A 7816-nucleotide genomic window follows, 5' to 3' on the forward strand; every position below is an offset into this window, starting at 1 on the left:
AGCTCATGTCGCGCTTCGTCGACCTGATCATGGCAATTCCGACCTTGATCTTCGCCCTTGTGGTGCTTTCGGTGCTGCCCGCCAACGTCGTGACACTCATCCTGGTGATGGGCCTGCTCGATGCGACGCGGGTGTACCGGCTGGCGCGCGCTGTCGCTGTCGATATCAATGTTATGGATTTCGTCGAGGCGGCAAAACTGCGCGGCGAGGGACGCATGTGGATCATCTTCCGGGAAATCCTGCCGAATGCACTGACGCCGCTGATCGCCGAGCTCGGACTGCGTTTCATTTTCGCGGTGCTGTTTCTCTCTGCACTGTCGTTCCTCGGTCTTGGCGTGCAACCGCCGGACGCGGATTGGGGCGGCATGGTCAAGGAAAACAAGGAAGGCATCGTATTTGGCATTCCGGCGGCGCTGATCCCCGCTGCGGCCATCGCCATCCTTGCCATTTCGGTTAATCTGGTTGCCGACTGGATCCTCAATCGCACCACCAGCTTGAAGGGAGGGCGCGGCTAATGGCCAAACGTCCCGTAGACAGAAGTGGAACCCTGCTCGATATCCGCAATCTGCGTATCGAGGCGACGAGCTACCCACCCGGAGAACCGCCGCGCAATGTCGTCATTGTCGACGGTGTTTCCGTCAAGGTCGAGCGCGGCAAGGTGCTGGGGCTCATTGGCGAGTCCGGTGCAGGCAAGTCGACGATCGGCCTTTCCAGCATGTGCTATGGGCGCGGCGGCGTGCGGATTACCGGCGGCGAAGTTTTGCTTAATGGCCGCGACATATTGAAAGGCGGGGCAAGATTGCTACGGCAAGTGCGCGGCCGTGAAATCTGCTACGTTGCACAATCTGCTGCCGCAGCCTTCAATCCCGCGCGCAAGCTGATGGATCAGGTGGTCGAGGCGGCGCTCTTGCACGGCATCTGCTCGAAGGCCGTAGCCGAGAAACGCGCGATCGGCCTGTTCAAGAAGCTTGGCCTGCCCAATCCTGAAACATTCGGCCAGCGTTTTCCGCACCAGGTGTCAGGTGGACAGCTGCAGCGGGCCATGACCGCGATGGCGCTGTGCTCGGAGCCGGATCTGATCGTGTTTGACGAGCCGACGACGGCGCTCGACGTGACCACGCAGATCGATGTGCTGGCTTCGATCAAGGATGCGATCCGCGATACGAATGTTGCGGCCCTTTACATCACCCATGATCTCGCCGTCGTGGCGCAGGTGGCAGATGACATCATTGTCTTGCGGCACGGCAAGAAAGTCGAGTACGGCGATACGCACCAGATCATCAAGGAACCACGCCAGCAATACACCAACCAGCTGGTCTCCGTGCATCATATCCCGCATGAGCAAAAGAACCCAACGGACGCGCCGATCCTGGTCGTGAACAATGTCACGGCGGCCTATGGCGGCGGACTGGTAAAGGTGCTGAAAAATGTCTCGGTGGATATCCATCTTGGCCAGACACTGGCCGTCGTTGGTGAATCCGGTTCGGGCAAATCCACGCTGGCCCGGGCGATAACCGGGCTGTTGCCACCGATGGAAGGAAGCATCACCTTTGACGGGCGGGCCTTGTCTCCCCGTCTTGCCAACCGTACGCGCAATGATCTGCGCGAGTTGCAGATGATCTATCAGATGGCGGATACCGCCATGAACCCGCGCCAGACCATCGGCACGATCATCGGCCGGCCGCTCGAGTTCTATTTCAAGATGCGGGGCAAGGAGCGCGACAGGCATGTTACCGAGCTCCTCGAAAAGATCGAGATGGGCAAGGGATTTGCCGATCGATATCCGGCCGAGCTTTCCGGTGGCCAGAAGCAGCGCGTGTGCATAGCGCGGGCGCTGGCGGCAAAGCCGAAGCTCATCATATGTGACGAGGTCACCAGCGCTCTCGACCCATTGGTTGCGGATGGAATATTGAAACTGCTGCTCGATCTCCAGAAGGACGAGAACGTTGCGTATCTCTTCATCACGCACGATCTCGCGACGGTGAAATCGATCGCCGATTCCATCGCCGTGATGTATCGGGGCGAGGTTGTTCGCTACGGGCCGAAGTCGGAAGTCTTGGCGCCGCCTTTCGACGATTACACCGATCTGTTGCTGTCGTCAGTTCCGGAGATGGAACTCGGTTGGCTTGAGGATGCGATGAAGCACCGCCGGATGGCCAGCGCTGGGAACTAGAGCTGGCCGGGCCAGCGGCCCTGGCCAAGCAGATGTACCGCCGTCACAATGCGACGGAAACTGGAGCGCGCGCGCTCCACGCTGTGGCGGGCACGCAGGTAGGCGTGCACCAGGCCTGGCTCGTTGTTCCAGATCGCCTTGCCACCAGCAGCGAGTACCTTGTCGCGATAGTGCCGGCCATCGTCCGATAGCGGATCGCATTCGGCTGAAATCACGACAGTGGCGGGCAGATCGGCGAAATCCGTGTCGTTCAATGGTGCAAAACGCGGGTCGGTCGACCAGTTGAACCCGCCGCCTCTGAGATTGAAATAATATAGCGTGTCCCGCGTTGTCAGCATCGGCGCTTCCGCATGGGTCAGGTAAGAACCTTGATCGGTTGCCCCTCCGAGCCCGGGATAGATGAGAACCTGACCAATCGGCGCGCGGTCGTGACGGCGCACATGATGCGTGACCGCAGCCGCCAGATTGCCGCCGGCACTATCGCCGCACAGGACTATCGGCAAATCTGAAGTAGCAGCCACGTGCTCGAAGGCAGCAAGGCAATCCCTGAACGAGGATGGGTGCAGATGTTCGGGTGCGAGCCGGTAGTCGACCGAGATCACGCGGAAGCCTGTGCCATTGCACAATTCGGCGCAGACATCGTCGTGGCTCTCAAGACCACCAACGACGAAGCCGCCTCCGTGAAAATAGAGGCAGATGGCTTCCGGATCGCCCCCACTTTTTTCATAGATGCGAAGTGGGATCTTGTGACTGCCGCTGTCGATGAACTGGTCGCTTGCCGACACCGCCTCAGGATAGCCGGCAAAGAACCCGCGACACATGGTGTCGTAAACATCCCGCTGCTGGGCAATCGAAAGCTCGATGGCATCGGGTGGGTAGAAACTGTTGGTACGTTCTATGAACGCCCAGGTTTCCTCGTCGATCAACGTGGAATAGTCGGTGGTCATTTCCCCTTCCAGACGGGCTCACGCTTTTCGGCGAAGGCCTTGAAGCCTTCCTGGCCGTCTTCCGATGCGTAGAGCGTGTCGACTGTACGGAATTTGCGCTTGGTAATCCAGTTCATGGCTTCCTGGAACCCCATGCTCTCGGCTTCGCGCGCCACTTCCTTGATGGCAGCGAAGACCAGCGGTGGCCCGCTTTCGAGCATGCGGGCGATTTCCCAGACGCGCTCCATCAGCTTGTCTTTCGGCAGGACCTCGTTGACCAGACCCCAGCGATGCGCCTCGCTAACGTCCATCCAGCGACCTGTTAGCAGAAGATCCATGGCGACATGATAGGGGATACGCTTCGGCAGCTTGACCGTTGCGGCATCGGCGAGGGTGCCTGCGCGGATTTCCGGCAGGGCAAAGCTGGAATGGTCCGACGCATAAATCAGATCGCAGGAGAGGGCGAGTTCGAACCCGCCACCGACTGCCATGCCATTGACCGCGGCAATGACGGGCTTGTTGAGGTCGATCAGTTCCTGCAGGCCGCCGAAGCCGCCGACGCCATAATCACCATCGACCGCATCACCGCCGGCTGCGGCCTTCAGGTCCCAGCCGGCGCAGAAAAACTTGTCGCCCTCGGTTTGCACGATGGCGACACGCAATTCGGGATCGTCACGGAATTTCTTGAACGTTTCGCCCATCAGGCGGCTCGTCGTGAGGTCAATCGCATTGGCTTTTGGCCGGTCCAGCGTGACTTCGAGAATGCCGCCTTCGCGGCGCGTCCTGATTACATCGCTCATTTCAGCTCTCCCTTTGTCACCAGCAGCGCATCGGCGATCCATGCGCCTTCGCCCTGCCTGCAGACCAGCAGCGGATTGATATCAAGTTCGGCAATTCGGCCAGAATTGTTCACAGCGAATGCCGCAATACCCATGATCGCTTCGATAGCAGCGTCAAGATCAGCCTTGGGCTTGCCGCGATAGCCATCGAGCAGCGGGAACATGCGCAGCGAGTGCAACGCATTCTCGATGTCCTCGCGGCTCGAGGGCAAGAGCAGGGTTGCCGTATCCTGCAGCAATTCCACCAGAACGCCTCCGGTGCCGAGGGTCATGACCGGACCGAATTGCGGGTCGTCGATGATGCCGACGATAAGCTCGGCAACCGCTCCCGTCACCATCCGCTCGACATAAAGACCGCTTCCGAGACCAACGAGATCATCGGCGGCGGACCTGACCGCATCGGCATCCTTCAGATTGAGCCGGACGGCGTTCTGTTCGGACTTGTGGGCGATGCCGAGTGCCTTGAGTGCGACCGGATACCCGAGTGCGTTGGCAATGGCGACGGCGTCCGGGCTCGTGGTGCAGCGCTGTCCGTCCGGCACGGGCAGGCCCGCCCTCTTGAGAACGGCCTTGGCTTCGGCTTCGTCCGGGGTACGCGTGCGGCCTTCAGCTTGCTCCTCCGGAACCGCCACGGCTTCCGCAAGCGGCATCTTCCACGCCTTGCCTATGAAGGCTGCAGCTTCCGCCGCATCAAAAGCTTCTGTTATGCCGCAGAGCGGTGCGATGCCTTTCGCCATCAGGCCGGACATGTATTCTTCCGGAATGTTCTCTGACAGCGAAGCGACAATGGCGCCTTTGGCTTGATTGGTCGCCAGCGCGTTTTCAAAACCTCGAACGGTCGACCACCAGTCGACATCCGAACAGCGATCCTTGCGCGGAAAATCGAGGACGAGGCAGCTTAGCGAAAAGCCGCCGGATACCATGGCGGTGAATGTCTCTGTCAATGCCGGTTCGTTGTTCCAGATGAATGTATGATAATCGAGCGGGTTGGCGACGGCGACGAACGCGCCGAGCGTGGATTTGACCCGCGCCCGGTGCTCTGACGTCAATTCTGGAAAGTTGACAGATCGACCCTCGGCACTATCGGCCATGACCGATGCCTCGCCGCCGGAACAGCTCATGGAACAGAGCGTATTGCCATCGAGCGGGCCGTGCACATGCAGCAGCTTCAATGTCTCAAGGAAGGACGCAATCGAGTTGACGCGGGCTATGCCGAGACGCTTGAGAAACGCGTCGGAGGCCGCATCGGATCCCGCCAGCGAGGCGGTGTGCGAGACTGTCGCGGCTCGGGCCTGGGCTGAACGCCCGACCTTCATCGCGACTATGGGCTTGCCGAGTTCGCGGGCGCGCTTGGCCAGAAGCTCGAATTTTGGTGCCGACTGGAACGCCTCGATATGGAGGCCAAGCGCGGTAACGCGTTCATCTTCGAGAAGCGCAATTGCCATATCCGGGAGACCGGTCTGCGCCTGATTGCCCGCCGTCATCACGTGGGCGATGGGCAGGCCGCGTGTTTGCATCGTCATGTTGATGGCGATATTGGACGATTGCGTGATGATGGCGACGCCGCGTTCATCCGGGCCAAGCCGCCGCCCGCCATGCTGGTCGGGCCAGAGCAGGGCGCCATCGCAATAGTTGATCAGCCCGTAGCAGTTGGGCCCGATGATCGGCATATCGCCAGCCGCTTCGACGAGTTCTTCCTGCAACCTTGCGCCATCCGCATCGTCGGCGCCTGCTTCGAGAAAGCCCGAGGCATAGCAGACAGCGACGCCCGCACCGGCTTCACGCAGGTCGCGCACGATATCCAGCGTGAGAAAGCGATTGACGCCGACAAAGGCAGCATCGGGGCTGCCCGGCAGATCTGCGACGGAACGGTAGACCTTGAGACCACATATTTCATCATGTTTGGGATGGACCGGCCAGATCTCGCCGGAAAAGCCCATTTTCTGTGATTGCTTGATGACTTCGGCGGCTTGCAGACCGCCGAAGACAGCAATGGTTTTCGGCCTGAGCAGACGATCGAGCTTATGCGATGCCATCAAATGCTCCGTTACGCGCCATGCGGGCGGAGCAGGGCACGCGAGATGATGTGCCGCTGGATTTCGGATGTGCCTTCCCAGATGCGCTCGACACGTGCGTCGCGCCAGATGCGCTCGAGCGGCAGGTCGTCCATCAGGCCCATGCCGCCATGGATCTGGATCGCCTCGTCCGCAACGAAGGCAAGCATTTCGGTAGCCTTAAGCTTGGCCATCGCCATGTCCTGATCCGCGACTGTGCCCTGGTCGAATTTCCAGCCAGCTTCGAAGGTGAGCAGGTCAGCAGCTTTCAACTCGGTGGCCATATCGGCGAGCTTGAACGAAACGCCCTGGAACTTGCCTATCTGCTGGCCGAATTGCTGGCGTTGCGCCGCATATTCGATGGCGTGGCCAAGTGCCCGTTCCGCACGGCCGAGACAGGTTGCCGCAACCTGAAGGCGGGTGGCTCCGAGCCAGGTATTGGCAACTTCAAAGCCCTTGTGAACTTCGCCGAGGATCGCATCCTGTGGCAGGCGGCAATCGTCGAACTCGATGATCGCATTGGTATAGCCGCGATGCGAAACGTTTCGATAGCCCTCGCGGATGGTCATGCCGGGATGACCTTTGTCGACGAAAAAGGCTGTGATCTTTTTTTTCTTGCCGCGCGGCGTATCTTCTTCGCCCGAGGCAACGAAGAGAATAACAAAATCCGCTTCGACGGCGTGGCTGATGAAATGCTTGGTGCCGTTGACGACCCAGTCGCCGCCTTTTTCAACGGCGGTCGCCTTCATGCCGCGCAGGTCGGAACCGGCACCCGGCTCGGTCATCGCGAGGCAATCGGACTTTTCACCACGGATGCAGGGGAACAGGTACTTTTCCTTCTGCGCGTCGGTGCCGGCAAGCAGGATGTTGGAAGGGCGTCCGACGCAGGTCCAGTGCAGCGCATAGTTGGCGCGGCCCAGCTCTTTTTCGTAAAGCAGCCACGTCACCGTATCGAGACCGGCACCGCCGACCTCCTCCGGCATATTGGCGGCGTAGAGCCCGGCTTCGATTGCCTTTTGCTTCAGCTCATCAGCCAATTCCTTGCGCAGGACGCCGGAGCGCTCGACTTCCGCCTCGTGCGGATAAAGTTCGTTTTCGACAAAGGCGCGTGTCGTCTCGACGATCAGCCTTTGCTCCTCCGAAAGACCGAAATCCATAGCGTTACCCTTTCTTTTTCTTGGGCTTGCTGGCGACCGCCTTGGTGGCTGCCTTGGAAACGGCAGGCTTCTGCGCCAGCTTCGACAGGCGCTTGGTGTAGTCGTTGTGAAGTGCGCCTGCACCCCAGCCCTTGCCCTTGTTCTGCTTGGACAGCGCATCCATGATGGCGACGAGATTATCGTCGCGGATACGCTCAAGCTCACGGATTGACAGGCCATGCGCCTGCTCGTCCGACTGACTGGCGATCTTGTCAACCAGTTCCTCGTCGAGTTCCGGCACGTCCATGAGTTTGGTCCACGGCCATGACAGGCATGGACCGAACTGCGCGATGAAGTGGCGCATGCCGGCTTCACCACCCGCGACGCGGTAGACCTGGAACATGCCCATCTGCGCCCAGCGAATGCCGAACGAATAGCGGATGATGTCGTCGAGCTCTTCGACCGTTGTGATGTCGTCCTTGATCAGCCACAGGGACTCGCGCCAGACGGCTTCGAGCAGGCGATCGCCGACGAAGGCTTCGATTTCCTTGCGGATCACCACCGGCTTCATGCCGATCGAGGTGTAGAGTTCGCGGGCTTTCTCGACGGCCTCGGGCGAGGTCTGCTTGCCGCCGACGATCTCAACCAGCGGGAGGAGATAGACAGGATTATAAGGATGGCCGACCAC

The 7816-nt window shown here is 60.1% G+C and carries 7 protein-coding genes; 2 read left to right on the forward strand and 5 right to left on the reverse strand.

Annotated elements, in window-relative coordinates; translation table 11 throughout:
* Both ACXJ5O_RS14200 and ACXJ5O_RS14205 read left to right on the forward strand, forming a co-directional pair.
* The coding region (locus ACXJ5O_RS14200) for an ABC transporter permease (protein ID WP_457300452.1) at positions 1 to 515 on the forward strand (515 nt) is incomplete at its 5' end.
* Positions 515 to 2173: an ABC transporter ATP-binding protein gene (locus ACXJ5O_RS14205; protein WP_457300453.1), complete on the forward strand. Its 1659-nt coding sequence runs from the start codon at positions 515 to 517 to the stop codon at positions 2171 to 2173. The genes ACXJ5O_RS14200 and ACXJ5O_RS14205, both read left to right, overlap by 1 nt.
* Here the strand turns inward: ACXJ5O_RS14205 and ACXJ5O_RS14210 are convergent.
* From ACXJ5O_RS14210 to ACXJ5O_RS14230, 5 genes are all read right to left on the reverse strand, one after another.
* Entirely contained in the window at positions 2170 to 3120 is a 951-nt protein-coding gene (locus tag ACXJ5O_RS14210) for an alpha/beta hydrolase (protein ID WP_457300454.1), read from the reverse strand. The two genes, ACXJ5O_RS14205 and ACXJ5O_RS14210, sit on opposite strands and share 4 nt — an antisense overlap.
* Positions 3117 to 3899: a carnitinyl-CoA dehydratase gene (locus ACXJ5O_RS14215; RefSeq protein WP_224506749.1), complete on the reverse strand. Its 783-nt coding sequence runs from the start codon at positions 3897 to 3899 to the stop codon at positions 3117 to 3119. Before ACXJ5O_RS14215 ends, ACXJ5O_RS14210 begins: the two co-directional genes overlap by 4 nt.
* Positions 3896 to 5974 carry an acetate--CoA ligase family protein gene (locus ACXJ5O_RS14220; protein ID WP_457300455.1) on the reverse strand — a complete coding sequence of 693 codons (2079 nt, stop codon included), beginning with the start codon at positions 5972 to 5974 and terminating at the stop codon, positions 3896 to 3898. The genes ACXJ5O_RS14215 and ACXJ5O_RS14220 overlap by 4 nt, the downstream gene beginning before the upstream one ends.
* Before the next feature lie 11 nt (positions 5975 to 5985).
* Positions 5986 to 7149 (reverse strand): acyl-CoA dehydrogenase family protein, encoded by a 1164-nt coding sequence (locus tag ACXJ5O_RS14225; protein WP_457300456.1) that lies wholly within the window; start codon positions 7147 to 7149, stop codon positions 5986 to 5988.
* A 4-nt stretch (positions 7150 to 7153) separates the two neighbouring features.
* Positions 7154 to 7816, reverse strand: a 663-nt coding sequence (locus ACXJ5O_RS14230; RefSeq protein WP_457300457.1) for a 3-hydroxyacyl-CoA dehydrogenase NAD-binding domain-containing protein, incomplete at its 5' end; no start/stop codon positions are given.

It is taken from the genome of Phyllobacterium sp. P5_D12, from assembly GCF_054049495.1.